Annotated in this window: 23 protein-coding genes; 14 read left to right on the top strand and 9 right to left on the bottom strand. The window is 40.7% G+C overall.

The window, feature by feature from the left end:
- Positions 1-148: 148 nt before the first annotated feature.
- From KHA99_RS00405 to KHA99_RS00420, 4 genes are read right to left on the bottom strand one after another with little or no spacing between them, the layout of a single operon-like run.
- Entirely contained in the window at positions 149-376 is a 228-nt protein-coding gene (locus KHA99_RS00405; RefSeq protein WP_213115463.1) for a hypothetical protein, read from the bottom strand.
- A gap of 30 nt (positions 377-406) precedes the next feature.
- A complete protein-coding gene (locus tag KHA99_RS00410) occupies positions 407-1,573 on the bottom strand; it encodes a Ger(x)C family spore germination protein (RefSeq protein WP_213115464.1) in 1,167 nt (388 codons plus the stop codon).
- On the bottom strand, positions 1,551-2,678 hold the full coding sequence (locus KHA99_RS00415) for a GerAB/ArcD/ProY family transporter (RefSeq protein WP_213115465.1): 1,128 nt from the start codon (positions 2,676-2,678) through the stop codon (positions 1,551-1,553). The genes KHA99_RS00410 and KHA99_RS00415 overlap by 23 nt, the downstream gene beginning before the upstream one ends.
- A 13-nt stretch (positions 2,679-2,691) precedes the next feature.
- Positions 2,692-4,266 carry a spore germination protein gene (locus tag KHA99_RS00420; RefSeq protein WP_213115466.1) on the bottom strand — a complete coding sequence of 525 codons (1,575 nt, stop codon included), beginning with the start codon at positions 4,264-4,266 and terminating at the stop codon, positions 2,692-2,694.
- Between the two features lie 218 nt (positions 4,267-4,484).
- Here KHA99_RS00420 and KHA99_RS00425 point away from each other — a divergent pair, with 218 nt between their 5' ends.
- The 5 genes from KHA99_RS00425 (at position 4,485) to KHA99_RS00445 (ending at position 9,681) form a co-directional block, all read left to right on the top strand.
- Entirely contained in the window at positions 4,485-5,087 is a 603-nt protein-coding gene (locus KHA99_RS00425; protein ID WP_284035394.1) for a TetR/AcrR family transcriptional regulator, read from the top strand.
- Entirely contained in the window at positions 5,084-5,866 is a 783-nt protein-coding gene (locus KHA99_RS00430; protein WP_213115467.1) for a crotonase/enoyl-CoA hydratase family protein, read from the top strand. The genes KHA99_RS00425 and KHA99_RS00430 overlap by 4 nt, the downstream gene beginning before the upstream one ends.
- Before the next feature lie 65 nt (positions 5,867-5,931).
- Positions 5,932-7,485 (top strand): class I adenylate-forming enzyme family protein, encoded by a 1,554-nt coding sequence (locus tag KHA99_RS00435; protein ID WP_213115468.1) that lies wholly within the window; start codon positions 5,932-5,934, stop codon positions 7,483-7,485.
- A 359-nt stretch (positions 7,486-7,844) separates the two neighbouring features.
- On the top strand, positions 7,845-9,083 hold the full coding sequence (sstT, locus tag KHA99_RS00440; protein WP_213115469.1) for a serine/threonine transporter SstT: 1,239 nt from the start codon (positions 7,845-7,847) through the stop codon (positions 9,081-9,083).
- A 121-nt stretch (positions 9,084-9,204) separates the two neighbouring features.
- Positions 9,205-9,681, top strand: a complete 477-nt coding sequence (locus KHA99_RS00445; protein ID WP_213116845.1) for a hypothetical protein — start codon at positions 9,205-9,207, stop codon at positions 9,679-9,681.
- 63 nt (positions 9,682-9,744) lie between these two features.
- Here KHA99_RS00445 and KHA99_RS00450 read toward each other — a convergent pair whose 3' ends face one another.
- Positions 9,745-10,941 carry a CynX/NimT family MFS transporter gene (locus KHA99_RS00450; RefSeq protein ID WP_213115470.1) on the bottom strand — a complete coding sequence of 399 codons (1,197 nt, stop codon included), beginning with the start codon at positions 10,939-10,941 and terminating at the stop codon, positions 9,745-9,747.
- Between the two features lie 421 nt (positions 10,942-11,362).
- Between KHA99_RS00450 and KHA99_RS00455 the strand changes: the two genes are divergently transcribed.
- Both KHA99_RS00455 and glnA read left to right on the top strand, forming a co-directional pair.
- Positions 11,363-11,863, top strand: coding sequence for a hypothetical protein (locus tag KHA99_RS00455; RefSeq protein WP_213115471.1), 501 nt, complete (start codon positions 11,363-11,365; stop codon positions 11,861-11,863).
- Between the two features lie 260 nt (positions 11,864-12,123).
- Complete coding sequence (gene glnA, locus KHA99_RS00460; protein WP_213115472.1) at positions 12,124-13,488, top strand: type I glutamate--ammonia ligase; 1,365 nt, start codon at positions 12,124-12,126, stop codon at positions 13,486-13,488.
- A 124-nt stretch (positions 13,489-13,612) separates the two neighbouring features.
- Here glnA and KHA99_RS31300 read toward each other — a convergent pair whose 3' ends face one another.
- On the bottom strand, positions 13,613-14,143 hold the full coding sequence (locus KHA99_RS31300) for a UGSC family (seleno)protein (protein ID WP_307851959.1): 531 nt from the start codon (positions 14,141-14,143) through the stop codon (positions 13,613-13,615).
- Between the two features lie 69 nt (positions 14,144-14,212).
- On the bottom strand, positions 14,213-15,250 hold the full coding sequence (locus tag KHA99_RS00475; protein ID WP_213115475.1) for a hypothetical protein: 1,038 nt from the start codon (positions 15,248-15,250) through the stop codon (positions 14,213-14,215).
- 244 nt (positions 15,251-15,494) lie between these two features.
- On the opposite strand from KHA99_RS00475, the gene KHA99_RS00480 reads away from it, so the two are divergent.
- A complete protein-coding gene (locus KHA99_RS00480; RefSeq protein WP_372447553.1) occupies positions 15,495-16,232 on the top strand; it encodes a TerC family protein in 738 nt (245 codons plus the stop codon).
- Between the two features lie 127 nt (positions 16,233-16,359).
- On the opposite strand, the gene KHA99_RS00485 is transcribed toward KHA99_RS00480, so the two are convergent.
- Positions 16,360-17,139, bottom strand: a complete 780-nt coding sequence (locus tag KHA99_RS00485) for an alpha/beta fold hydrolase (protein WP_213115477.1) — start codon at positions 17,137-17,139, stop codon at positions 16,360-16,362.
- Between the two features lie 302 nt (positions 17,140-17,441).
- Here KHA99_RS00485 and KHA99_RS00490 point away from each other — a divergent pair, with 302 nt between their 5' ends.
- The 6 genes from KHA99_RS00490 (at position 17,442) to KHA99_RS00515 (ending at position 25,657) form a co-directional block, all read left to right on the top strand.
- A complete protein-coding gene (locus tag KHA99_RS00490; RefSeq protein WP_213115478.1) occupies positions 17,442-17,795 on the top strand; it encodes a globin domain-containing protein in 354 nt (117 codons plus the stop codon).
- Positions 17,796-17,920: 125 nt separating this feature from the next.
- Positions 17,921-19,342 (top strand): amidase, encoded by a 1,422-nt coding sequence (locus tag KHA99_RS00495; protein WP_213115479.1) that lies wholly within the window; start codon positions 17,921-17,923, stop codon positions 19,340-19,342.
- A 118-nt stretch (positions 19,343-19,460) separates the two neighbouring features.
- Complete coding sequence (locus KHA99_RS00500; RefSeq protein WP_213115480.1) at positions 19,461-21,188, top strand: CocE/NonD family hydrolase; 1,728 nt, start codon at positions 19,461-19,463, stop codon at positions 21,186-21,188.
- 691 nt (positions 21,189-21,879) lie between these two features.
- Complete coding sequence (locus tag KHA99_RS00505; RefSeq protein WP_213115481.1) at positions 21,880-22,899, top strand: zinc-dependent alcohol dehydrogenase; 1,020 nt, start codon at positions 21,880-21,882, stop codon at positions 22,897-22,899.
- Between the two features lie 22 nt (positions 22,900-22,921).
- Positions 22,922-23,899, top strand: a complete 978-nt coding sequence (locus KHA99_RS00510; RefSeq protein WP_213115482.1) for an NAD(P)H-quinone oxidoreductase — start codon at positions 22,922-22,924, stop codon at positions 23,897-23,899.
- A gap of 15 nt (positions 23,900-23,914) precedes the next feature.
- On the top strand, positions 23,915-25,657 hold the full coding sequence (locus tag KHA99_RS00515; protein WP_213115483.1) for an acetolactate synthase catalytic subunit: 1,743 nt from the start codon (positions 23,915-23,917) through the stop codon (positions 25,655-25,657).
- A 123-nt stretch (positions 25,658-25,780) separates the two neighbouring features.
- Here the strand turns inward: KHA99_RS00515 and KHA99_RS00520 are convergent, their stop codons facing one another.
- Positions 25,781-26,578: an HAD family hydrolase gene (locus KHA99_RS00520; protein WP_213115484.1), complete on the bottom strand. Its 798-nt coding sequence runs from the start codon at positions 26,576-26,578 to the stop codon at positions 25,781-25,783.
- Between the last annotated feature and the right edge of the window lie 67 nt (positions 26,579-26,645).

Raw genomic sequence — 26,645 nt, forward strand, 5'->3', positions numbered from 1 at the left:
ATTTTTGGGGGATTAAAAAAAACTTACTGTTTGGATTGGACCCTCCAACTGTCGCATAGCTCCCTCCAACTGTCGGATAACCCGCGTCAACTGTCGCATAGCTCCCTCTTACTGTCGGATAACCCACTTCAACTGTCGCAAAAGGTTTTTATTTTTCAATCAACCTTCCTAGTGGCTTGTAAATCCAGTCAATCATTTGAGTAGGGCCTGGCATTTCCGGAAAAAAAATAAGTAAAACAGAAAGAAACAATCCAAGGAAGGTTAGTGATAGAAATGCTGCTTTTTCTTTCTTTTGCTGCTTTTTTAGTTTTGGCCATTGATAAAGAAACATGGACATGGCAATGATTAAACTGGCTATCACCAGACCCCATTTCATGATTTCACCTCTTTTTCTCCTGTAAGTGTGTTAAGAAGTTAGGCCCTGCCTGCGAATATGGCATTTTGTATCAAATTTTAATTCAACATTAGGATAGATTTCATTCCAACGATTTTTTTTCTTATTCCATACATCTGGATATTTACGGTGAAAGGCTTCAGCAAATCCAAAAATATCGGCTTTCATCTCCTCTTGCACTTGATTCCTTGCCTTTTTAATTCTTTTTTCAATCTCTTTTGCTAACAGTGGTTCGAGAGATTTCAGAACAACGGGATTCGAAACATCTAATTTTGTTGTATTTTGGACGATATCACTGGCGGATACTGATTTAAGAGTGATAATCCATTTGCCATTCTGTATTTTCGGTACCAGCTTTGATTGTGCTTGCAACACATTTACTGAGATATAACCGTCTGTTTTAGGCGGCTTAATCGTGATTACACCTAACAGAATCTCATTTCTGAGCCAAAGCACTCCCCTTGTAACGGAATCGTCAATAATTCCAATCATTTTATCTTTTTTGAAAATGGCGGTTCCGGTAATATAAGCAATCGTCTGTTTAGGCTTTTCCTTATTTTCAGGGGGGAGGATGGTAATCCAAGGCAGAGCACAATCGCCTGAATCCCCGATCAGCATTTGCGCCAATTTTTTGGTGGTAATGTTTAATCCCAACTTATGCTGGCTTAGTTCCTTCAAAACCTCGGACAAATCACGTTCGAGCGGTGGCATAAGTTTTAGTACCTTTTTAGCCTTTTGGCTGCTGACAAAAATTTGCCCGCGTTCCCGAAGCGTTGGATGCCTCATGATAAAGTCAACGTGTCCGGCAATGCCTTTTTTGGCAAGCTCCTCATCTAAGATAAAAACATCAGTGTGGCCCCAAAAGATTTTCCGGGGAAGTTTCTCCTGAAGTTTGGCCATCGCATCTGCCACGGTTTTCCCCTCAGCCGATCTTACCAGTGTTTGACTCGCTCCGCCATTGCCGCTCTCCATCGCTTGATCACTACTGCCGCCGCCTTTTGGGATAAAGACAAGTACACTCAACTCAATCTTTTCATCTGAAACCATGTCAAAACCTGCAGCTGTAATTAAGGCCAAATCATTTACTTCATTCCTGTCCCAGCAGCCAGAAAGGGAAATGACCGAACATATAAGGAAAAAACGGAGCAGTCCATTTTCAATGATTGACCGGAGTTTCATTCTGTTTGTTTCCTTTCCGCTGGCCAAGCTTTTTTCGAATGGATGCACAAAGGAGCAGGATAAAAGGAAGCACCACTTGTATGGATAAAATATAAATTGCCCCTGATGTTGCAAGAAAATGGGATAGTTCCTGAAGATCCCGCGCTGCCCAGAGCCCTTGTAAGAGAATTAAGAAACCAATCGGCAGCACGATTGGGCGGTAATCTGAGAGTTTAAGCCACTGAGCGGTGCCTAGAGCAAGTACATAATAAAATACTGTAATTTTGATAAATGTCCCGGCAATCCATATCGCCATGACAATCGATTCCAAATGTTCCAAGAAATCAGCGATACTAATGTAACGAGCTGCCACCATCACAGGGTAGGTAAGTGAAGAAGTCAAATTTCCAAATAATAAGAGAGCCATGATATTGGTAAGAACCATTAGAAACAAGACGATGAAAACCGCTATCAATCCCCATTTAAACCCTTTTTTCTGATTTGTCACATAAGGCAATAAAAAAGAGACCAGGATGAACTCACTGTACCAGCTTTGCGGGACAATCGACCCCATTAACGAAGGCCTAATGCCTTTTTCCATAATGGGAAACAGATTTTTCACTTCCAAATCTTTGATAAGCAGAATGAAAAGCAAGATGTAGAGAAGAATCACGACGGGAACGATGATTTCCGAAGCTCTACCCATCACTTCCAGGCCGCCAAGAACCGCAAAGGAACAAACAAGAACCATGGTTCCTATTATAACCGCCATTGGGGTATGGAACAGGGCCGCCCCGGAGACAAACTCGCCGTATTCCCGCACCATTATCCCGGTTGCGTGAAAATAGAAAAATAGAAAAATGCCCCCAACCAATTTTCCGAGTATTTTTCCTAGAGCATGTTCGCTATATTCGATTATGGTCTTTTCCGGAAAAAGTTTATTCAATTTATACGATAAAAACACAACGAAAAAACCGGTTCCGCACGCCCAGATTGGTGACAGCCATAAGTCATGATGGGCATGTTTGGCGGTTATCGACGGCACCAACAGAAGCACAGTTGCAATTATGGCCGGGATCATTAGCAAGGCCATTTGAACTGGCGAAATTTTACCTTGTTCCAGCATGGTAAGTCAGCTCCTATTCCTTTCCTTTTAGAGGAGAAGGCTGTTGTCCATTTGGCTGGCGGACCTTATTATAATCATCTGTCCAATGGGGCCGCTTCTTAAAAGACCACCAGGGCGCCCTGATGATGGAGTCCTTCAACTCTGAATTTCTAATTGGCGCCAAGGGCTGCAGATAGGGAACTCCAAAGGAACGAAGTGTACACATATGAACAATGATCGTAAGAAGTGCGAGCATGATGCCAACTAACCCCAATGTGCCGGCCAGAAACATGATGGGGAACCTGAGTATCCGGAGGACAATCGATGCGCTGTAACGCGGGATTAAGAAGGAAGCAATCCCGGTAATCGCCACTGCCATGACCATTGGTGCTGAAACCAAACCCGCAGATACAGCCGCTTGACCAATGACCAGGGCACCGACAATGCTAACCGCAGAACCAATGTTCTTAGGCAATCGGATGCCGGCCTCTCGAAGTGCCTCGAATGAAACTTCCATGATTAATGCTTCTACGAGTGCCGGGAAAGGGATTTGTTCCCGCGATTTTGCTACGCTGATTAATAGGGTGGTGGGAATCATTTCCTGATGGTATGTCAGGATGGCAACGTAAACGGAAGGCAGCAACAAGGCCACCAGCAAAAAGACATAACGAAGCCAGCGAATCAGCGTTCCAATGATAAACCCTTCATAATAATCCTCTGGTGACTGCAGCAGGGAGTAAAAGGTCGTTGGCGCAATCAGGGCGAAGGGAGTCCCATCCGTTAGGATAACTACATTTCCTTCCAGTAAGCTCGCAGCTGCAATATCCGGCCGTTCTGTATCTAACATTAACGGAAAGGGAGAGTATGGATGATCCTTAATAAACTCCTCGATATATCCGCTCTCCAGAATGCCGTCAATATCAATCCGATTTAAACGGTTTTGAACCTCTTCGATTAGGGTTTGATCAGCAATACCTTCGATGTACATGATAACGACTTGTGTTTGGCTATAGCGTCCTATTTGAAGAGATTTTATTTTCAATTTAGGACTTCTGATTTTCCTGCGCAGGAGGACAATATTTGTGCTTAACGTTTCAATAAAGCCATCTCTTGGACCGCGGACGACAGTTTCTGTAGTCGGCTCTTGAAGAGACCGTTTTTCCCATTTAGGAATTCCGGCCGAAATTCCTTTTGATTGATGATCTATTAAAATGATTGGATTTCCTGATGAAACCTCACTAACCACATCGTCATAGGTTTGTATTTCCTTTATGTTAGAAACCGTTAAGGTATTTTCAATCAGGGCATGGATATCCGGTTCTTTTTCTAGCTCTAAACGCATTAACGGTGTTAAAAGGTTATTATCGATTTCTTCGACGTTTGACATGCCGTCAACATAAATTAGAACAGCTTTTGATTCATTCCCAATTAAAAAATACCGGAACTTTATATCGGCACAATCCGCATAGATCGATTCCAATTTTTTGACATTATCGTGTAAATGAATAGATAAACGATCCTTACTCAAAATCGTTTGTTGTTCAACTAGAACCATTTGACTCTTCTCATTTATAATTTGTGATAATAATTTCCTTTTACGGAATTTCATGTCCCATTTCCCCTGTATAATTAAGTGCTCATGACAATATTCCACATTTTCTCAATGTTAGTATGATTTGGTGCAGAAGATTTTATGCAAACTGGACAAGGGAAGGATGTTTAAGAGTGATTAAAAGGTGTTATCTAAATTATAATTGACAGAATATTCATAGAAGTACTATTATTTATATTGCACGTTCATTATAAATAAAAAAAGGGGGTGCCATTGTGCCAAAAGTAGGAATGGAAGACATCAGGAAAGAGCAAGTGATTGAGGCAGCCAAAAATTGTATTATTTCAAAAGGGCTTTCAAATTTGTCCATGAAAGATATAGCCGAGGAAGCCGGTATCAGCACGGGGATTATTTATCATTATTATAAAAGCAAGGAAGATCTGCTTATGCAGGTTCTCAAGGTTTCATTTCGCCGGTCCCATGAAAAGGTAATGGAAACAGTTGAACCGCTGCAAAATCCGGAAGATAAATTGATGAAGCATTTGGAAAATATTAATGTGGTTTCAAAAGAAAATCCTGAATACATGGCTGTATTTTTAAATTATTTGGGTGAGGCAAATCATAATCCGCAAATCCGTGAAATTATTAATAAGTTTTTTAGAAACTTGGTAGAGTATACCAGGAACTACTTGGGTGATGTATCTAAAGAGGGAACTCAGCTTAAAAACTTACCTGTCATGATTATCGCAATGGGTATCGGCTTGGGAACGATGTGGTCAATGAATAATCAGTTATATGACATGGACGAGATGGAACTAAATTTTAAAGATTTAATTTCTAGTTATCTAAACGCACGTAAAGGAGGCAGTCAAGAATGAATGTGATTTTGGAGAAAAAGGGGAAAGTCTGTACGATTACCATTAACCGACCTGAAGTGAGAAATGCTGTTGATCGGAGGACCGCTAAGGAGCTGGCGGATGCATTTCGAGAATTTGAAAATGACGATACATTAAGGGTTGCTGTTCTGCATGGAGCAGGCGGAACTTTTTGTGCAGGGGCCGATTTGAATGCGCTTTCTAAAGATGAAGGTAATGAAATGAACCTTGACATGTTAAAGGATGGTCCAATGGGGCCAAGCAGAATGCACTTATCAAAACCGGTAATTGCGGCAGTATCAGGTTACGCGGTTGCTGGCGGTATAGAGCTAGCCATTTGGTGTGATCTGAGGGTGATGGAACGAGATGCTGTCATGGGTGTGTTTTGCCGGAGATTTGGAGTTCCGCTTGTGGATGGCGGAACGCAAAGGCTCCCAAGGTTAATCGGTATGAGCCGAGCATTGGACTTGATTTTAACAGGCCGGCCTGTGCACGCAGAAGAGGCGCTGATGATTGGTTTAGCAAACCGTGTTGTTGAACCAGGGACAGCGAGGGAAGAGGCTGAAAAACTTGCTGCAGAAATTGCTGAATTTCCGCAAACTTGCATGATTAGTGATCGGGAAGCAGTCTACCGGGGTTTTGATCTTGACTTTGATAAGGCCATGCAGCTGGAGTTCTTGTTAGGGGTAAATGTCGTTAATAGTGGAGAAACGAGAGAAGGTGCTACCCGTTTTTCTAAAGGACAGGGCAGACACGGGGAATTCGGACGTAACTTGCAGTAGTCGGTTAAAGAAGCTTAATAGTCTTTGTCTGTCATAAATATTATTTAAACGGGGAGGAATCGTTAGTGAATGCAGCTGAATTAATCAAAAGAGGTGCCGTGTTTTTCCCAAATCATACAGGGGTTATCTTTGAAGGAAAAAAATTAACATTTGATCAAGTCTATCGGAATAGTAATCGCTTAGCCAATGCATTGTTGAGTCTTGGTCTCAAAAAGGGGGACCGGGTGGCATTTTTGCTGGCAAATTCCCTTCAAAGTGTTGAAATTGACTTTGCACTTCTCCTTACTGGGATTATCAGGGTCCCACTGAATACAAGATTATCAGAGAATGAACATATTCATATGATTAAGGAGACCGGTGCCAGTGCGCTCTTATATACAGATGAATTTAGTGAACGAGCCGAACAAATAAAAATTCATTGTGAAAATCTCCGTTATTTCTGCCAAATGAATGGTTCCACAAGAGAACCATGGATGATTAATATGGCGGAGTTTGTTAAGGGTGTATCTGAAGAGGAACCGTCAGTGAAAGTACATGAATCCGATATTGCCACTATTCAATATACTTCAGGAACAACTGGTACACTTAAAGCTGCCGTTCATACTCAAGAAATTTGGACAGCTATTAGCAATAATATCTTATCATCATTAGATATCCACGAAGGAGATACAATGCTTCACGCGGCGCCATTGACCCATGCGTCAGGAACGTTGGTGCTCCCGCATTGGGTATCAGGTGCAGCAAATTCCATCCTGTCAGGCTTCAATCCCGAACAGTATCTTCAAACCATACACCATGAAAAACCTACCACATTGAATTTAGTTCCAACTATGATTGTCATGCTATTGTCCCAGCCTAATGTCGAACTGTATTCCTTTGAATCCGTTAGAAATATTATATATGGTGCGTCACCGATGCCTCGAGAAGCATTACGGCGCGGACTCACCCTATGGGGCCCGAAATTTGTTCAATACTACGGCCAAACGGAGGCACCGCTCATTCTTTCCATTTTAAACAAAGAGGACCATACCGTCGGTGGAGAGGAAGGCGAGGAAAGATTACTGTCCTGTGGCCGTCCCGTTCCGACTGCATCTATTAAAATAGTTGATGAATTCGGTGAGGAGCTCCAAGCTGGGGAAATTGGCGAGATTGCTGTAAAATCCAGTCAAGCTATGCTCGGTTATTGGAATGAACTTGTATTAACAGAAGAAACGATAAAAGATGGCTGGGTACATACCCGGGATATGGGATACCTCGATAAAAAAGGTTATTTATTCTTGGTTGATCGTAAATCAGATATGATCATTTCAGGAGGTTTTAACGTGTATCCGCGGGAAGTGGAAGAAATCCTCTATCAGCATCCAGCGGTGATGGAAGCCGCTGTAGTTGGTGTTCCGGATGAAAAATGGGTAGAAACAGTGAAGGCATTTGTCGTTCTCAAAGACGGCCAAACTGTAACTGAAGAAGAACTCATCCAATTTTGTAAAGAAAAGTTAGCTTCTTATAAAAAGCCTTCCTCTGTTGAATTTATTGAATCCTTGCCAAAAAGTCCGGTGGGAAAGGTTGTCCGACGGCTTTTGAGGGACCCGCACTGGGAAGGAAAAGAAAGGAAAATCTAGTCATTCGGAAATAAAAGATAGCTGAGTAACCCACCCTTTTTGTCTATCAGGGTGGGTTTTGTTTTTTAAAGTTAAGTCTGATGGAACTGTTTATATTATTATACAATTCGCTAAAAAAAGAGATTATGATATTATTAATTTGATAACATTCGGGACAGAGAATAAATTTGATGGATTTGAAATATTTTTAACTTATGGGAATCTTTCAAATATTCAATACGTAACTTCATGAAAATAATACTATTGTGAGATATCAAAATATTCATTATAATATTATTTGTTAGATATAACAGCTTGAAAGACACCTATTTCATCCTGGTGTGGAAAGTAGTAAGTAAATAGACAAAGGGGGAGTTTATTTGAGAAATCTATTGAAAAAGTGGAATCAAGTAAGTCTAGTAAAACAAATCATTGTTGGTTTGATTTTTGGTATTATCCTTGCTTTAACGGTTCCAGCAGTAGCAAAGCCGTTAGTCATTTTAGGTTCATTATTTGTAGGAGCTTTAAAAGGAATTGCACCTGTATTGGTACTGTTCCTAGTTATGTCGGCCATCGCCCAGCATAAGAGCGGTCAACAAACTAATATGAAATCCATTCTCGTTCTTTATCTCTTAGGAACTTTTCTAGCAGGATTGGTCGCCGTTATTGTAAGTTTTATTTTCCCAGTAGGTTTGACTCTTGCGAAGGGCGCCGAGGATATGACAGCTCCCGGCGGTGTTGTTGAGGTACTCAAATCCTTACTTCTGAATGTTGTCGATAACCCTGTCAAAGCCATCTTTAATGCCAACTATATCGGAATCCTAGCTTGGGCAGTCGTTCTTGGCATTGCGTTGAAAAATGCTCCTGATACAACAAAAACAATGATTTCTAATTTTTCGGATGCTGTTTCCAAAATGGTCACCTGGGTCATCAAGTTGGCACCGCTAGGAATCATGGGTCTTGTTATCGATTCGATTACGACAAATGGTATTGATTCTTTGCTTGGTTATGGAAAATTGCTAGTCGTTTTACTTGGCTGTATGATTTTTGTGGCGCTTGTCGTCAATCCGCTAATTGTTTTCGTTGCTACACGTCAAAACCCGTTCCCACTTGTATTCATGTGTCTTAAGGAAAGCGGCATTACAGCCTTCTTTACACGTAGCTCTGCTGCCAATATTCCGGTAAATATGAAATTATGTGAAAAACTAGGTTTGGATAAGGATACTTATTCTGTCTCCATTCCGTTAGGCGCAACTATCAATATGGCCGGTGCTGCTGTTACTATTTCAGTTCTTACACTAGGAGCCGTTCATACCCTTGGTATTCAAGTAGATATCCCTACTGCTATCATTCTTAGTGTTTTATCAGCCGTATGTGCTTGCGGTGCTTCAGGGGTTGCGGGTGGTTCCTTATTGTTAATTCCGTTGGCTGCCAGCCTATTTGGAATCCCGAATGATGTGGCAATGCAAATAGTAGGTGTGGGATTTATCATCGGTGTTTTACAGGATTCTTGCGAAACAGCATTGAACTCTTCAACAGACGTATTGTTCACGGCTGCTGCTGAACACCGCAAGAACCGTTTAGAAGGAAAGAAATCTTTCATCCGTAAATCTGCATAAGGAAGAAGGCTCTCTATCTGTGATGGATAGAGGGTTTTTATTTTTTAAAATTTAGTTGGTGATTTTAGACCAATATATTTATAATGGAGTTTATATGACTTTAAAGATTTTGGAGGCCTTTATGCTGACTTTTGATGAAAAACTGTCTGTAATCGAATCATTTCCTGAACTTGAGAGGGTAAATGTTTCCCTAGGACGAGTAAATTTCCAATTTAACGAAAGTGTTTATGAAAAGAAAAATGTGGTGTACCATCTTCATCCAAATGGGAATGGATTCGTATATGCCGGCCGATTATCCCAATATCATACCGATGCAAAAGGGATGGTTAATATTCGAGACTACTCGGAGGAAGAGTTAAAGAAACTGATTAGAGAATCCATTAATAGCTTGTCTGCTGTTGAAAAGCCGATCGAAGAAGAAGCGATTGTTGGGGATAACGAAGAGGAACGATGGGTCAATGAGGAAAATCAAGTTCTGTTATTAGTGAACGAGGATGAAATCTGGAATATTTATTTCGGACTCAATCTCGAAGAAACTTTCGCTACACGGGAAGAGGCAGAAATATTTTTAGTTGAAGAAGGATTTAGAAGAAGATAGTTTTTCTATAAAAAAAGCGCCGGTTACTCTCATTTACGAAGGAGTACCGGCATTTTTTATCTTTTAACTAATTTTTTTCAATGGTTCTCGAAAAACATATTGATTTCTTCCTGCGCCAATACCTGCCACAGTTAACATGACGTTTATAATTGCTAAAACGAATAACGGAATTGTCCATGAATGGGTTTGGTCGAAAAGATAACCAATCAAACTAGGACCAATCGCTGCCAGCAGATACCCAATTGATTGGGACATACCAGATAAATTCGCTGCTTGCTTGGCATCGGTTGTTCTTAGACCGATAAAGGTAAGGGCCAAACTAAAGCTGGCACTCTGGGCAACTCCTATACAAATAACGGCTGCTATTAATAATATGGTATTACCAATATAGATCAGTCCAAATAGGCCAACTAGGTGAAGGATTCCTAAAAAGAGAACGATTCCTTTTTGATGTCGAAAACGTTCGGCTATGACCGGTGTCATAAACGTGGCCGGAAGCCCCGCTAATTGCATGATAGAAAGGATCCAGCCTGCTAAAGTCAAGCTCATCCCATGGCTTTCTAAAATGGCCGGCAGCCAGGCGATTGTACAGTAAAACAAAAATGATTGTAGTCCTATAAAAAAGGTAACCTGCCAAGCCAATGCGGAAGACCATAGGCCTTTATTTCCGGAAGGAATGTTCTCGACCGGTTTCCGGACACTGGTTTCACGAAGCTGCGGAAACCAAATAATCATAGCAATCACTGCTATTACAGCCCAGGAGGCTAATGCGGCTTTCCAACCTAAGGACATGCCTTGAGCTAGCGGCACAATGATTCCTGATCCAAGCGCGGCAAAGGTGCTAAGTGCTGTCGTATAGGTACTTGTCATGATTCCGACCTTATCCGGGAATTTAAGCTTTACTAAACTAGGCAGGAGGACATTCCCGACAGCGATGCCAACCCCAATCAGAAGGGTGCCGAGAAAAACGGTTGGGATGTAACCAAGTGACCGTATGATAATTCCGATAAATAAGATAAAAAGGCCGAAAAATATAGTTCGCTCATTGCCATAGGTGCGGCTGATTCTTGGTGCAAGCACGGAAATGATCGCAAATGATAGTAATGGCAGAGTGGTAATAAATCCGGCTGTTCCGTTTGAAATGCCTAAGTCTGTACGGATAAATCCGATGAGGGGGCCCACAGATGTGAGGGCAGGCCGTAAATTAAACGCTACAAAAATAATCCCAATGACGAGAAGGGTTCTATTCATTTTTTTCATTCTGTTCCTCCATGTTGAAAAGAAAAAATCTTCCTTTTATTCATAACCATTATAATATCATTTTATCGGGGGAGAATGCATTTTTTTCAGACTCTGTACCAACAATCGGTGAAAAGGCATTTTATTATTTGGTCGTAATAGGGGTACCACTTTCTATCCCGCTTATTCATTTTGTTTATCGATTTAAGAAAAAGGTTTAGCTGAGGCTAAATCTTTTTTTATTAAATAAATCATAATAATATTATGTTAACTTTGTGTATTTTTCGAAAATTTCCCCAACCCTCACCGATGTAAACACATTCATAATAGTTAAAGGATTTTGCCCTTCTGCCAATTGAACAATTAATAGGTTATGATATAAAATTAAGTTAATAGTTAAAAATTATAGGAATGTTTGAGACAGCTGCATGGGGGAACAGATATGGTTGTTGTTAAATCGGTAAAAATAGATGGAGAGAGTATCCATATATTTAATAGTGCCATCTATATTTTTGAATCAAGTTCTGGATTCAGTTTGCAATTGGATCTCATTGTGAGTGAAGTGACGGTGAAAAAATACAGAAAGTTTGAAAACCTGATAATGGAAATAGAATTAGAGGATGGCCGTATTCTTAATTCCATTATGCATGCGAAAATCCTGCCAGGAGGGTTACCGCAGCTAAATTTATTTTGTGAACTTGACGATCTAAATGAATATGAGGATTTCGAAAAAATCAACGAAAATGATTCGTGGTTTCCTAATATTGAAGAGGGCATTACATTAGAAGAAATAAGAAAAGTGGAAATGCCCGATGAGGAAGTCAGTTTAAAATTAAAACTGCCCATAAACCAGGTCGAATGGTTAAAAGCCCAAAAAAAGAGCGTATTGATTAAAATGTTTAATGAAGTAATTAATGATATTATGAAAAAACAAAACCTATAAGAAATAGAACATACTGTTAAAACCAACATTCAGGGGAAGAATGTCGGTTTTTTTAGTTTATTATACATAATTATGTATATTTATGAATATAAAATCTCTTATTATCTGATGGTAACCTGTTATTCATTATCATAATATGAAAACGCTTTCCGAGAAACTAGCATAAATATTCAAAAAAATATGCAAAAAGGACTTGTCTAATGATTTACTTTTAAATATAATGTAAGAAAATATAACATGAATTTGAGAGGTAATGTGACATGACCGAAACACTTATTTCAAATGCAGCTGTAAATTCTACAACTCTAGAACAAATTAAAAACACTATTAAAGAAAAAAGTGTTGAACTACTTCACTTACAATTCGTAGACATCGAAGGAATCCTAAAGCACGTTACTGTAACAACGGAGCAATTTGAAGATGTAGTAGAAGGAAAAATGATGTTTGATGGGTCGTCAATTAAAGGTTTTTCCCCAATAAATAAATCCGATCTTTATTTGCAGCCAGACTTAAATACGTTTGCAGTCCTTCCTTGGACAGTGGAAGCAGGATATTCCGAAGCGCGTTTCCTATGCTCTGTTAAGAACCCTGATGGAACGTTGTTTGAAGGGGACACAAGAAACGTTTTGAAGAAAACTGTGGAGCGTGCTGCTGATCAAGGCTATACCATTTCGGTCGGTCCTGAATTAGAATTCTTCCTATTTAAAACAGATGAAAATGGGTACCCAACACAGGAGCTTGGCGATAAAGCAGGTTATTTCGAGCCATCCCCATATGATTTAGGTGAACGTGTCCGCTTGGAAATCTACCGTGCGTTGAAGGCAATGGGCTTTACGATTGAAGCCTCTCACCATGAGGTTGCAGAAGGACAGCATGAAATTAACTTTAAATATGCAGATGTCCTTACTGCAGCGGACTTGGCTACTACTTATAAGTGGGTTGTTAAGACAGTTGCGAAGAAATTTGGTTTGCACGCAACCTTTATGCCGAAGCCGGTTTTCGGGATCAATGGTTCCGGGATGCACGTCAATATGTCATTCTTTGAGGGAAGCGAAAATGCATTCTTCAATCCTTCTAATGAATTACAATTATCGAAAAAAGCCTATCAATTTATTGCAGGTGTATTAGAAAATGTAAAGAGCTTTACTGCCATTACGAACCCGCTCGTAAACTCTTACAAGCGTTTGGTTCCTGGCTATGAGGCACCGTGCTATATTGCATGGTCCACATCAAATCGTTCAGCCCTTATTCGTATTCCTGCCAAAAGAGGTCTTGCGACTCGTGTAGAATTACGCTGTCCAGATCCTTCTTCAAACCCATACTTAACGTTTGCGGTTATTGCGGCGGCAGGCCTAGATGGAATTGAAAAAGAATTAGAAGCGCCAGCGCAAATTAAAGAGGATATTTTCCACATGAATGAAGAAGAAAGAGCATTCCGCGGCATCGACAATCTTCCTGGAAGCTTAGCGGAAGCTTTAAAAGAATTAGAGGCAGGAGAAATTGCTTCTCAAACATTGGGAGAGCATGTTTACACTGAATATGTTTCCCTGAAAAAAGCAGAATGGGACAGCTACCGTACAGCTGTACACTCTTGGGAAATCGCAAACTATCATTCTAAGTTCTAAAAAATATAGTTATTAATGATATGGACTTTATAAAAGCTTCAAAAAACCTTTTTTAAATCTAAAAACAGCCAGGGCAAGTTGGCCACCCTGGCTGTTTTTAATTAATAGAATTTAAAAAGGTATCTCATGATTTTCTCAATAAAATATCTTCAACGTCACCGACAATCTGATCTACCCACTGATGAAGAACCTCTTTTTCCGTCGCCGCAATTGGATGGGATATAGTGACAAACGGGTAATCAGGAATCCCATGGGCAACGGCCATGGCTCTGCTTGACGAAATAAAAGGTTCAGTACTAAGAACAACTGTCGGGATGCCTTGTTTTTCCATAATAATCCCATCGAGCAAACTGCCCGAGCTGCAGGACCCTCAATCTCCAACCCCGGAGATGATAAAGTCACATTTCTCGGCAAGCATGCTAGACTCTGCATGGGAGAGACCATGTGAAAAAGATAATTTTTTATGGTGGATGACATCCTTCAGATTATATTTTTGCTGAAGACGTTCGGCCAGAAAACGAATGACGGTATCTGAATTCTTCTTTCCGTTATCGACTAAACCAATGACACTGCCTTCTAAAGGTTTCTCTCTTTTCGCCATTCTCAATTCTTTTAAACTAGGACCAGAGGTAGGATTAAACACAATTAAACTCAAATCGCAGCCATCCTTTCTTTTAAAAAGTAATTATGAAAACCAATCACCGATCGGTTAAGAGCACTCGTGTCAGGTGAATCCTGTTGCGGCTTTAATTGATTTTGTGACGGCTTTCGACTGTTTGTAGCTAAACCATCCCGGCATGCAAGCGGAAAATCTTCCCGCTTCGCCGCCGGCAACCATTAAAATAATCTGTTCAGAGGAAGGTATGGCGTGTTTAAATTTATGATCATCTCCATCATCAATCGGTGCGTCGATGATTCCGCCATGTTTCATATCACGAATGGACCTTTTGGCATTCTCGTAGAGAAACTGCTGAACACTTTCCTTAGACCAGCCTTCTTTTTGTAGATGATAATAATGTTCAGGGCAAAGAACAACCGCCATTTCCGTTTCACTCGCCATGTTCATGGTGCCTAAAGAACTCATCCGGTCCGACATCGTTCTAAGAATTCCCACGCTGTTAAGCGAACCATGGTTTTGAATTTGATTAGGACCTTCGCAGGCAAAAACGGTAACCGTACTATCATTCTCATTAAAGCCTCTTTGAACATGAAGAGGTGTCCAATCGGTCTTCATTTCAGCAAAACAAAAGCTGTATTTTGCCGGAGTCCCCAGGGTAGAGCGGTCGAATTCCGGTGAACCGCCGGCGTTAATCATCAACAAGCGAATCGCTCGTCCAATCGTGGCGTTTGCACGATTACCAGGTCCAAAGGCATTGGCACCTGAATTTAACCTAATTTGCTCGACAATCGGCCCATTCACAGCAATCATGATGGCAGCACCATGAGTACTGGCACTCGGTCCATGCAGTCCAAATTCAGGTTCTGACATTGCTTGTACCGCTGCCATGACGACAGGGAAATATCCTGGCAAACAACCTGCCATAACTGCATTTATGGCGACTATTTCAGCTGTAAAAACTCTTCCTCTTTCAGGAATGGCACCAATGATGGTGTCCGGTTCCATATTGACACTTTTCAACATTTCATAGATTCGATCTTCCGTTGGCGGAACAATTGGCAGACCATCCGTCCAGCCTTTTTGAAAAAAATGCTCAATTGCCGATAGACCATCCTTCACTTCCATTTTTTCAGCCCGAAGCATGTCCAACAACCACCCCTTTCAGTCTTTTATAATGTATTCTGAAAAACTATCAGATATCCTGCTTTTTATAGGAAAGAAAGGTACAGGAAGAGGAACTTTGTGGACTTTAAATATTTTTAATTCATATATCGCAAAGCAGTTCATAAATTTAGAGAGAAGGGAAGGACTGTTGATTTTAAAGTGGACAAACCTTCGAACTGTAGATAATAAATAGAAAATCCCAGCTTAAGGAAAAGGAGTAAACATGCTGATGGAATTCCTTCAAGAAATAATCCACAATTATAGTACATTTTTATCATTAAAGGCTTTTGAATCGGTAGTATTTGACCACACAAGCTGGGGCATTATTGGTTCGCTGATTATTCTCGAAGGATTATTATCAGCGGACAACGCTTTGGTATTAGCGGTTATGGTGAAGCATCTGCCACCGGAACAGAGAAAGAAGGCATTATTCTATGGTATATTCGGCGCCTATTTTTTTCGATTATTGGTCATTGGCATAGGTGTTTCCTTAATTCATATTGCTTGGATCAAGATTGTCTGTGGTCACTATTTGCTGTTTATAGTCCTGCAGAACTTATTTTTGAAAAAAGAAGAAGAGGATGAGGTTCGGCCGAAAAGAATGGGTTTCTGGAGGACCGTGTTAACGGTGGAGTTAATGGACATTGCCTTTAGCTTTGATAGCATAGTTGCCGCGTTCGGTGTTTCAAATGAAGAATGGGTCTTGTTCATGGGCGGAATATTAGGAATTTTAATGATGCGGGGTGTCGCCCAGTTATTCTTGAAGTTAATTAATAAAGTACCAGAATTTGAAACAACCTCCTTTATATTAATCGCTATAATCGGGGTAAAAATGATTATTTCTTCATTTGGAATTCATATTGATGAAATCATATTCTTCAGCGTTTTAATCACCACCTTCTTCGGAACCTTTATCGTCCATTTGGTCAGGAAAAATTCTGGAAACGAACCTACTATCTAAGCTGGCGATATGGTAGAGTATTGAATGAAATAGGCTTTGGAAGAAGTAAAAATTGGTAGTATTATAAAGAAAGCCCCTCTTGGTTGAGAGGGGCTTTTAATATGGAATTAGTAATAATGGGGGGAGGCTAACTTGCCGTATTGTGTTTATTTAAGAAGTTACGAAGTTCTTTGTTAAAGGCATCTTTTGCCTCAAGCTTGGCAACATGACCAGTATTTCTGAATATCACAAACTCGGAGTGGGCAATTTGCTTATGCATTAAAAACTGTATCCAAACTGGAGTGACAGAATCATATTGTCCACCGATTATAAGGGTAGGAACAGTTATGTTTGAAAGTAATCTTAAATAATTCACTTTCAAACACGCTTCCGCCGATTGGATATAGTATTCTTTATTTGGTTGATAAAATTGGTAAAACTTTTCGAAGTTTTCCTTTGACCAAGAATATAAACAAATCTTGGCGGCGGTTTCTTTTATACCTTCCAACGATTTATTCTTTACCATAGCACGACGGTATTTTAAAAATAATTCCCCAAACTGTTTTGGGGCATAATGGAATGTGCTTACTAGCAGCAAGGAACGGCACATTTCTGGTGCCTGACGATATATTTCCTGTGCCACCATTCCGCCCATTGATAAACCGCAAATGTGTGCGCTTTCAATTCCAAGGCTTTTTAATAATGTGATCACATCGTAGGCAAAGTTATAAATAGATATTTCACCGGGAAACTGATACTCACCATGTCCACGTAAATCCGGAATAATTAAGTCAAACTGATCGGCTAATTCGAATTGATTTGACCAACCTTCCTTCACTTCACCAAGTCCGTGAATCAAAACTAATGGCTCACCGGCACCAAGACGTAAATAAGGAATTTCGGAGCAACTTTTTTGTACCTCACTCAAAGTTCATTCCTCCTAAGGGTTTGGATAAAACCTTTATTTCCTATATTTTTATGGTGAAAAAATCGATATTGATTAGACTTAATTTAGTATATCATCAAGTTTTATTTTTTAACACATATAAATGTAAATTACATATAGGTATTATTTTTTATAAGGGAGACGGCACAGAAGTCAATTCAAGCAGATCAAAGGGTCATAGTTGTGCGAATTATTATATTGTGATTTATGTCACAGTTTCTCCTTTTGGTTTACACTATAATGGTAGTAGTAATTACTGCTATTATCTGAAATGAGGTATTGTCATGTCTCAAATAATGAATCAGGAAAAAGTCAACGAGTTGGTGGACCGTTTTTATGATAGGCTGATGAAGGATGATTACTACATCACCATGTTTAAAGCGAGAAACGTGGATATTGAACTTCTAAAGAATCGCCAAAGAATTTTTATCAATCGGCTGGTATCTGAAGAAACAAGTAACGAGCATGAGAATCAGGTTAAGGATCGGCATCCCTTCCAGATTGCTCCGGACCGGGCAGAAATGTGGTTTAATAATTTGAAAGAAACAATGGATGAAATGGAATTGAATTCCGCTGTTAAGGGACGATTAATAGAAAAAATCGAATTGTTATTGATCAGATTGTTAAATAAAAATTAAGCGCAAGGAACAGGTTTTGTGAGTTCCTTGCGCTTTTTTTAAACAAATATTCAGAAAATAATTAAAATTGACGATAAATTCAAGTATAATAGAAAAGAAGACTTAATAAAAAAGGAGTGAATTACGTGTCCATTTCAGATTTCACTGCAACAGAGTTAGGAAAGTTAATCAAACAAAAAGAACTGTCCCCAGTCGAGGTAGTCACGGCATTTCTGAACCGTATCGAAACTCATAACTCCAAATGGAATGCCTATGTGACCATCAATGAGCAAGCCCTCGAAGAAGCAAAAAGTGCTGAAGAGTCAGTGTTGAAGGGGGAAACACTTGGAAAACTACACGGAATCCCGATTGCCATCAAGGATTTAACCCCAACCAAAGGGATTTTAACTACATATGGATCTCCACTTTTTAAAGATTATGTTCCCGATTATGACCCTATTTTTTTACAAAGAATTAAGGCGGAGGGCGGGATCGTCCTTGGAAAAACAAACACACCAGAATTCGGCCATAAAGGGGTTACAGATAACCCGCTATTTGGTGTGACGAAAAATCCTTGGGATGATAGGTTAACTCCAGGAGGATCAAGCGGAGGTTCTGCTGCAGCTGTAGCCGCTAAACTGGCACCGTTCGCCGAGGGAAGCGATGGAGGCGGATCGATCCGTATTCCGGCAGCATTGACAGGAATATTTGGTTTAAAACCAACCTTTGGCCTGGTTCCTCATGAGGATCGTCTCAATTTATTTGGGTCCGAACATCCGTATTTACATAATGGACCAATGGCAAGGACTGCGGAAGATGCTGCTTTACTGCTTTCAGTTATGGCCGGCTATGATGTGAATAATCCAAATTCAATTCCGGATTTAGGAGAGGATTTCACGGACCTTGACCGGGATTTAAAGGGCCTAAAGATTGCCTATACCCGTAACTTCGGTCTGTATGAAATTTCGCATGATGTTGCCGAAGTTATCGACAAAGCGGTTAGGCATTATGCTGATCTAGGCTGTGAAGTGGAAGAGATTGACCTTGATCTAGGTTTAAGCTTAAAGGAACTAGCTCGTGCCTTCTCCGGAATGTGGTGCGTGAAATTTGCTGCCACCTACGGCGAATTCTTCGATAAAGACCCGGAAAGCTTCTCCGATGGAATGGCCAAAATGATTGCAATTGGAAGAAAGCTTAGTGCGATTGATTATAAATCTATTGAACTTAAACGAACGATTGTATGGAAAAAAATCCAAGATGTATTAAACAATTATGATTTGTTACTTTCACCTGTTCTGGCAACAACAGCATTTGAACACCACTTACCGGGTCCATCCTTGATTAACGGAAATAGTGTAAACCCTTCCACAGATTGGATGCTTACGCAAATCTACAATATGACTGGACACCCTGCGGCCTCATTGCCTGTTGGGCTGACTAGCAGCGGGTTGCCTGTCGGTTTGCAGGTGGCAGGAAACAGATTTGCGGATAAGCTCGTCCTGCAGGCTTGCCATGCCTATGAAAAAGCATTTGTAACGTATGTGGAACCTGTCCCGCAAGTAAAGTAGCATATGCACAAGTAAAAAGTGCTTATACGCAAGTAAGAGGGGATTATCCGCAAGTGGATACCCCTTATCCGCAAGTAAACCTAAACCAATGCGACAGATTTAAAAAGGAGGGATTTTGTTGAGTAAAATTATTCACGAAAAGAATGTCCCGGCTGTTATGAGAGATGGCACCACCTTGTATGCTGAGGTTTTCCGTCCCGATGGAGAAGGAAAATATCCTGTTCTGTTACAACGAACACCTTATAATAAGGAATTTCTTCCTTTGACAACAATGGTACTGGATCCAATCGCTGCCGCCCACAAAGGGTATGTCGTCATCATTCAAGATGTGCGCGGCCGCTTTGAATCAGAGGGCGCTCCTTTTTATATTTATAAAAATGAATATAATGACGGCTACGATTCGGTAGAGTGGGCGGCCTCCTTGCCATACTCGGATGGAAATGTCGGCATGTATGGCCTGTCGTATATGGGGATGACTCAATTCCAGGCAGCCAGCATGCAGCCGCCAAGCTTAAAAGCGATTTTTCCCATCACATGGGGAACCGATGTGTATATGTATCGCGGTGGCGCTCTGGAACTTGGTTTATTGGTCTCTTGGAGTATGTCGACGATTGGACCGAATGCAGTCGTAAAAGCTAAACAAGGAAAAGCGGACTTTTTAAAAGAGTTTATGACACTTCTCGATTCCATTGACCATATAGAAGAGGCTGCCTATTCGCAATTGCCGATCCGAGACAGTGAATGGCTCAAACTAGGGGAAGGCTATGCTGCGTTTGTTCATGACATTTTGAATCATGATTTAAGAGACGAATACCATCAGGAAATCAGTGTAAGAGAAAAATCAGATAACATTGAAGTACCGATTTTTGGAATTGCTGGATGGTATGATCTTTTATTAGGGCAGGATCTCGAGCATTATGAAAAACTAAAAGAAAAGAAGAATACGAAGCTTATGATTGGCCCATGGGCACATGCAGGGTTTGCTCCAATCGTAGGGGACCTCAATTTTGGGATGAGTACATCCAGTCTGCTGCTTGAATTGAAAACGGATTTAACAAGCCTACAATTAAAATGGTTTGACCATTGGTTAAAGGGAATCGAAAACGGAATAACAGAAGAGTCGCCAGTAAAACTATTTGTAATGGGCGAAAACAAATGGCGCAGTGAGCAGGAATGGCCGTTGAAACGAACCGTTTATACTCCGTACTATTTCCAAAGCAATGGGAATGCCAATACAAAAGATGGCGATGGGTCACTTTCTATAACACCTCCGCAGGAAGAAACGCACGACAGTTATGTTTATGACCCAACCGATCCTGTGCCAACGCTTGGCGGTAACCTGTTAATGCCGGCAAATTACCTTCGCGGACCAATCGACCAGCAGCATTTGGAAGCGCGCGATGATATTTTAGTCTATACGAGTGAGGTTTTAGAGGAAGACATTGAGGTAACCGGCCCGGTAAAAGTGGTCTTATATGCATCAAGCTCCGCAGTTGATACTGACTTTACCGCAAAACTGGTCGATGTTCATCCTGACGGAAAAGCGTTTAACATAGCGGATGGCATTATCCGGGCAAAATACAGAGAGAAAAATCAGCCGCCTTCACTCATCACGCCAAATGAAGTGTACCGTTATGAAATTGATTTACTGTCAACCAGCAATTTATTTAAAAAAGGGCATCAGATGAGAGTGGAGATTTCCAGCAGCAATTTCCCGCGGTTTGACCGGAATACGAACACGGGTGAATCTGGAATTGATAGCAAGGAGTTCATTACCGCTTCCCAAAAAGTATTTCATAGTGAAGAATTTCCATCCCATATCTTGCTCCCGGTTATTCCTAGGTAGGTTAAATTTGATAGAAACGTAGAATTAGGTGAAAATGCCCTCTGCTGAGGGTTTTTTCGCTCTTGCAATATAAAAATCGAATGTATCTTTTCAACAAGGCAAGAGAGAAAAGAGATTTACCTGTTATATGCGACCGTCTGCTTATAAGATTCTGGATTTCGGTATCATATTGAGTCTATATATGAACCCGAACGCTTGAAAAAATGTTGGTTCGGTAGCATAGGGCACTTATATGAACCTGAACGCTTGAAAAATTTGCTGGTTCGGTAGCATAGGGCCATTATATGAACCCGAACACTTGAAAATATTGCTGGTTCGGTAGCATAAGGCGCTTATATGAACCTGAAGCTTGAAAAAATTTACTGGTTCGGTAGCATAGGACCTTTTTATGAACCCGAATGCTTGAAAATTTTGCTAGTCCGGTAGCATAGGACCTTTTTATGAACCTGAACGCTTGAAAATATTGCCGTTTCGGTAGCTTAGCGCACCTATATGAACTCGAATGCTTAAAAAGAGTGCCATTTCGGTATCATATAGCCATTATATAACCCTAAACATTTGAAAAGATTGCTAGTTAGGGAGCATAAGAGTCTTATATGAGTCGGAACACTTGAAAAAACCACCAATCAGGTAGCCTATGATTTTTTTATCATTTTTATATAGCATTTTCAAAGGGGGGGGATATCCAAAAATGGAATGCGTTGTGTTAAAAGATGGACAGGTTTCCTTAGAGGATACCGATGTTCCAGAGATAGGCAAATATGAAATACTGGCCAGAGTTAAGCGGGCAGGTATTTGCGGAACAGATTTAAAGCTATATACAGGAAATTATCACCGTGATCCTAAAGCGCCTCCAGTCATTATTGGCCACGAATTTATCGGAAAAGTGGTTGCAGTAGGGGAAAAGGTCCGTAAAGTAGCGATCGGGGACCGGATTGTGGCCCATCCTACATACAGCAGCTGTCAAGAATGCAAATACTGCGCAAGGGGAGAATTTAACCTTTGCAGCAAACGAAAGCGGATTGGTTTCGATTATGATGGAGTCTTTGCCCAGTTTGTAAAACTTCATGAAAAGCAGGTTTATATTGTCCCTGATACGATTTCAGATGATGCAGGTGCGTTAATTGAACCGCTGTCTGTAGCGGTAAGGGGTGTGTATAAGGCTGACATTACACCAACAGATACTGTTTTAATTATTGGTCCGGGCACCATCGGACTATTTACCGCTCTTGTAGCAAAACAATTTGGGGCAACAGTGTTAGTTTGTGGGACGCAAGCAGATACAGAACGCCTTGAAATCGCTTCACAAATGGGCGTGGATATAACAGTCATGTCCGGAGATTTGCCAAATCTGCTAAAAGAGAAAAAACTGATCATTGATATCGTTTTTGAATGCTCCGGGAATGAAAACGGTGTTAATTTAGGGCTTTCCATCCTGCGTCCAAAAGGACAATTTGTCCAGATAGGTACATCCTCGAAACGAACAAATGTATCTTTTATGGACATCGCATATAAAGAATTAAAGGTGACTGGCAGTATCGCTGCCATTAAAGAAGATTGGCATATAGCCATTAAATTAATGGAAAAATTGCAGACCAAAGCGCTCTTTATTGTAAAAAAATACTTGGAACTTAAGGATTTTAAAGAAGGTTTTGAGGAATGCCTAAACAATGGCGGCCCGAAGGTTTTATTTACTCCTAGAGAAACTTAAATGAAAGAGAGGCAGAAATTAGATGAGAGCTGTTCTAGTAAACGACAAAAATCATGATTTGTACATCGGAGAAGTAAAAGATCCAATCCCAAATGAGGGTGACTTACTGATAAAAGTGAAAGCAACTGCTATAAACCGTGCCGATTTGCTGCAACGAAAAGGGTTATATCCGCCACCTCCTGGTGAATCAACCATTATTGGTTTGGAGATGTCTGGTGTGGTTGAAAAAGTTGGCCCTGGTGTAACAGGCTGGACGGAAGGTGACCGGGTTTATGCCCTATTGCCGGGCGGCGGCTATGCAGAGAAGGTGGTCATTCCGGCAGATATGGGGATGAGAATACCAGACGAGATGACGTTTGAGGAAGCTGCAGCGATTCCGGAAGCCTTTCTGACTTCCTATTTAAACATGGTTGTATTAGGAAATTTAAAAGCGGGAGATCATGTGCTGATTCATGCCGGCGCCAGCGGTGTTGGAACAGCAGCTATCCAGATTGCAAGGGAAATAGGTGCGGTAAGTATCGTAACTGCTGGCTCTGCTGAAAAATTAGACCGCTGTGTATCTCTTGGCGCAAACTATACTGTTAATTATAAGGAAGAAGATTTTTCGGAAAAAGTACGTGAAATCACGAATGGAAAAGGTGTCCAGCTAATCATGGACTTCATAGGTGCTTCCTATTGGGAAGCTAATGTAAAGTCAATTGGGATTGATGGAAGATGGATTTTAATCGGGACCTTGGGCGGACAAGCATTAAACTCAGCACATTTAGGCCCATTCCTACAGAAAAGAATCCAATTTATCGGGTCAACACTTAGGTCCAGAAGCAAAGCATTTAAAATCGATTTAACCCGTCAGTTTGAAGAATTTTCGAGAGCGAAATTTAGTACAGGAAAACTGGCTCCCATCATTGATCAAGTTTTTGATTGGAAAGATGTAGCTGCAGCTCATCAGTATATGGAGGAAAATCGAAATACCGGAAAGATTGTCCTAAAGGTAGAGTGAGGAGGGGAATTGTGAATGGCCAATATTACAGAAACACAAAAGGAAACTGATGTTTTAACTCAGGAAGTAACAAATGCCCAAAGGTTTGCTCTAGCATTAAAACGCCATGGTGTTGAGTATATTTTTGGGCAAAGTAATCCGCAGACGATTATGCTTGCCTGTTCCGATTTTGGAATTAAACAAATCGGATTCAGGCAGGAAAATGCCGGTTCCTACATGGCGCAAGCCTACGCGATGTGTTCTGGAACAGTAGCTGTGGTGGCGGCACAGAATGGTCCCGCTGCCACATTGTTGGTTCCGGGATTGGCAGAATGTTTAAAAGCGTCCCACCCTGTTGTAGCCCTCGTTGATGAAGTGCCGACTTCAGAAGAGGAAAAAAACTCCTTTCAGGAGCTTGATCATGTAAAGCTTTTTTCAGGTGTGGCCAAATGGGTGAAAAAGATTCCAGCAGAAGCTAGAATCGAAGATTACGTGGATATGGCTTTCACCGCAGCTGCCAGCGGTCGGCCTGGTCCTGCCGTTTTGCTTATTCCAAAAGATATTTCCTTCGATACGAAGAAAAACCATGTACAAATAGAACGAAAGGCTTGCCTGTCTACTTACCCTTTGGACCGGACTATTGCAGACCCGGCCCGAATCCAAGAGGCTGCTGAACTGCTCGCAAGTGCAGAACGTCCATTTATTTATGCAGGCGGAGGTGTCATTTCATCCGGGGCTATCCACGAACTTCGCCAAATTCAAAATGAATGTTCTATCCCTGTCGCCACAACGACGATGGGAAAAGGCGCAGTGGATGAAGAACATCCGTTAACCATCGGGCCGATTGGTTACTATATGGGCAAAGGCGGAGCCACAAAATTCTTGAGACCAATGGTAGAAGAGGCCGATGTCATATTATTGGTGGGAAATCGTACTAACCAAAATGGAACCGATTCTTGGAAACTATTTTCTAAAAATGCAATATTTATTCATATTGATATTGATCCAATGGAAATTGGCCGGAACTATGAATCTTTTAGATTAGCAGGAGATGCAAAATTAACATTGGAAGCATTGAAAAACGCCCTTTTACGCAAGAATCTTGAAAAAAGAAATAAACAGCGTCCTAGTCTGGTAGAAGCCATTGCCAAAGCGAGAAAAGCTCATACTGAGGAAGCGGAAAAAATCCAAAACTCAGACCAATCGCCGGTTAAAGTGGAAAGATTTTTAGCCGAACTTGAAAAACAATTAACAGATGATCATATTATTGTGGCGGATGCAAGCTTCTCGTCTGTTTGGCTGGCGAATTATATCAAGGCAAAAGGAAATCGAAAATTTATTTTTCCTAGAGGAATTGCGGGTCTTGGCTGGGGGCTTCCGATGGCCATGGGTGCTAAGGTGGCACAACCAAATCGAAAGGTCTTTTGTCTATCAGGAGATGGCGGGTTTGCTCATGTTTGGAGTGAACTGGAAACATGTAAACGGCACGGTATAGATGTGGTGGTTGCCGTCATAAACAATGAAGTTCTAGCCTATCAAAAATGGGCTGAGCAGGCCCGTTGGGGAAGAAATACATCGGCTTGTGACCTGACTGCCGTTAATCACGCCAAAGTGGCAGAAGCATGCGGTGTAAAAGGCTTTCGAGTAAGTTCACCAGAAGAAATCGAAGAAGCTTTAAAGGAAGCCTTTGCAACAGAAGGATCAGTGGTTATTGATTTAATATCAGACCCTGCATCTTTTCCGCCTCTTCCTTTTTTGAGTGTATTAAAAAATATATAAATATCAAATCAATCGTTCCGATTAAATGCATTTGACCATGAAGCAGGAAGCCATAAATTTGGGGCGTGAAAAGCACGCCCCGAATTTGTTTAGTTTTTGCAATGATGCCTCAGTCAAGAGATGCTAGAAATTTAATAAGTGCCGGACTGCATAGGCAAATCCATCTTCATCATTTGTCTTAGAGATTAAATCGGCTTCCTTTTGAACATTTAAAGGGGCATTGGCCATTGCGACGGAAGTAGTCGCTGCTTTAAATTGGGAGATATCATTCCCACCGTCACCAAACGCAAAAATTTCATCAAACTGGATATTCATTAATTGTTGGTATCGTCGCAGTGCTTCTCCTTTATTTGCCTCAATAGAGGTAATTTCGACTACGTGAACGTAAGAAGAGGCCATGGAGACTGCAAATTTCCCTTCAATTGCTTGTTTGACTTGGTCAATTTTTTCGAGTTGGTTCCCGGGTGCGACGACCATAATCTTGTAAATTTTAATATCATCCTGATCTAGAATTTGATCGTAATCATAATGATGGAAAATCTTCACGATTTCTTCAGGATCTTTATCTTGAAGCGCTGGATATCGGCATGGAAACCCACCTTTATTTGTATAGACCATAATCCACATTCCAATTTCTTTTAAAATTTGCATTAGTTCTTTATAGATGGAAACCGATAAAGATGCTTCGTATAGGACATCTCTTTTTTCAGAGTATAGAACAGTCCCATTAATAGTAAAAATGGGAGCAGCTATTTTTTGCACATGATCATATTTAATCACATCATCAAAAGCTCGGCCTGTGTTAAAAATAATCTGATGCCCTTGTTCCCGTAATTCCTTTAGTACCTTGAAACTTTCATCTGATATTTCATGTTTTGAGTTTAATAACGTTCCATCCAGATCAATCGAAAAACATTTCATTTGATATTTCCTCTCTTTTTTTAGGTTACTATGTTCAATATACCATTTATATAAAACAATTTTTAAA

Source organism: Neobacillus rhizophilus (assembly GCF_018343535.1).
GTDB lineage: Bacteria > Bacillota > Bacilli > Bacillales > Cytobacillaceae > Neobacillus > Neobacillus rhizophilus.

Coding starts and splice junctions, on each gene's coding strand:
- KHA99_RS00405 (WP_213115463.1), bottom strand. CDS start 376: ATGAAATGGGGTCTGGTGATAGCCAGTTTAATCATTGCCATGTCCATG.
- KHA99_RS00410 (WP_213115464.1), bottom strand. CDS start 1,573: ATGAAACTCCGGTCAATCATTGAAAATGGACTGCTCCGTTTTTTCCTT.
- KHA99_RS00415 (WP_213115465.1), bottom strand. CDS start 2,678: ATGCTGGAACAAGGTAAAATTTCGCCAGTTCAAATGGCCTTGCTAATG.
- KHA99_RS00420 (WP_213115466.1), bottom strand. CDS start 4,266: ATGAAATTCCGTAAAAGGAAATTATTATCACAAATTATAAATGAGAAG.
- KHA99_RS00430 (WP_213115467.1), top strand. CDS start 5,084: ATGAATGTGATTTTGGAGAAAAAGGGGAAAGTCTGTACGATTACCATT.
- KHA99_RS00445 (WP_213116845.1), top strand. CDS start 9,205: ATGCTGACTTTTGATGAAAAACTGTCTGTAATCGAATCATTTCCTGAA.
- KHA99_RS00450 (WP_213115470.1), bottom strand. CDS start 10,941: ATGAAAAAAATGAATAGAACCCTTCTCGTCATTGGGATTATTTTTGTA.
- KHA99_RS00455 (WP_213115471.1), top strand. CDS start 11,363: ATGGTTGTTGTTAAATCGGTAAAAATAGATGGAGAGAGTATCCATATA.
- glnA (WP_213115472.1), top strand. CDS start 12,124: ATGACCGAAACACTTATTTCAAATGCAGCTGTAAATTCTACAACTCTA.
- KHA99_RS00475 (WP_213115475.1), bottom strand. CDS start 15,250: ATGCTTCGGGCTGAAAAAATGGAAGTGAAGGATGGTCTATCGGCAATT.
- KHA99_RS00480 (WP_372447553.1), top strand. CDS start 15,495: ATGCTGATGGAATTCCTTCAAGAAATAATCCACAATTATAGTACATTT.
- KHA99_RS00490 (WP_213115478.1), top strand. CDS start 17,442: ATGTCTCAAATAATGAATCAGGAAAAAGTCAACGAGTTGGTGGACCGT.
- KHA99_RS00505 (WP_213115481.1), top strand. CDS start 21,880: ATGGAATGCGTTGTGTTAAAAGATGGACAGGTTTCCTTAGAGGATACC.
- KHA99_RS00510 (WP_213115482.1), top strand. CDS start 22,922: ATGAGAGCTGTTCTAGTAAACGACAAAAATCATGATTTGTACATCGGA.
- KHA99_RS00515 (WP_213115483.1), top strand. CDS start 23,915: ATGGCCAATATTACAGAAACACAAAAGGAAACTGATGTTTTAACTCAG.
- KHA99_RS00520 (WP_213115484.1), bottom strand. CDS start 26,578: ATGAAATGTTTTTCGATTGATCTGGATGGAACGTTATTAAACTCAAAA.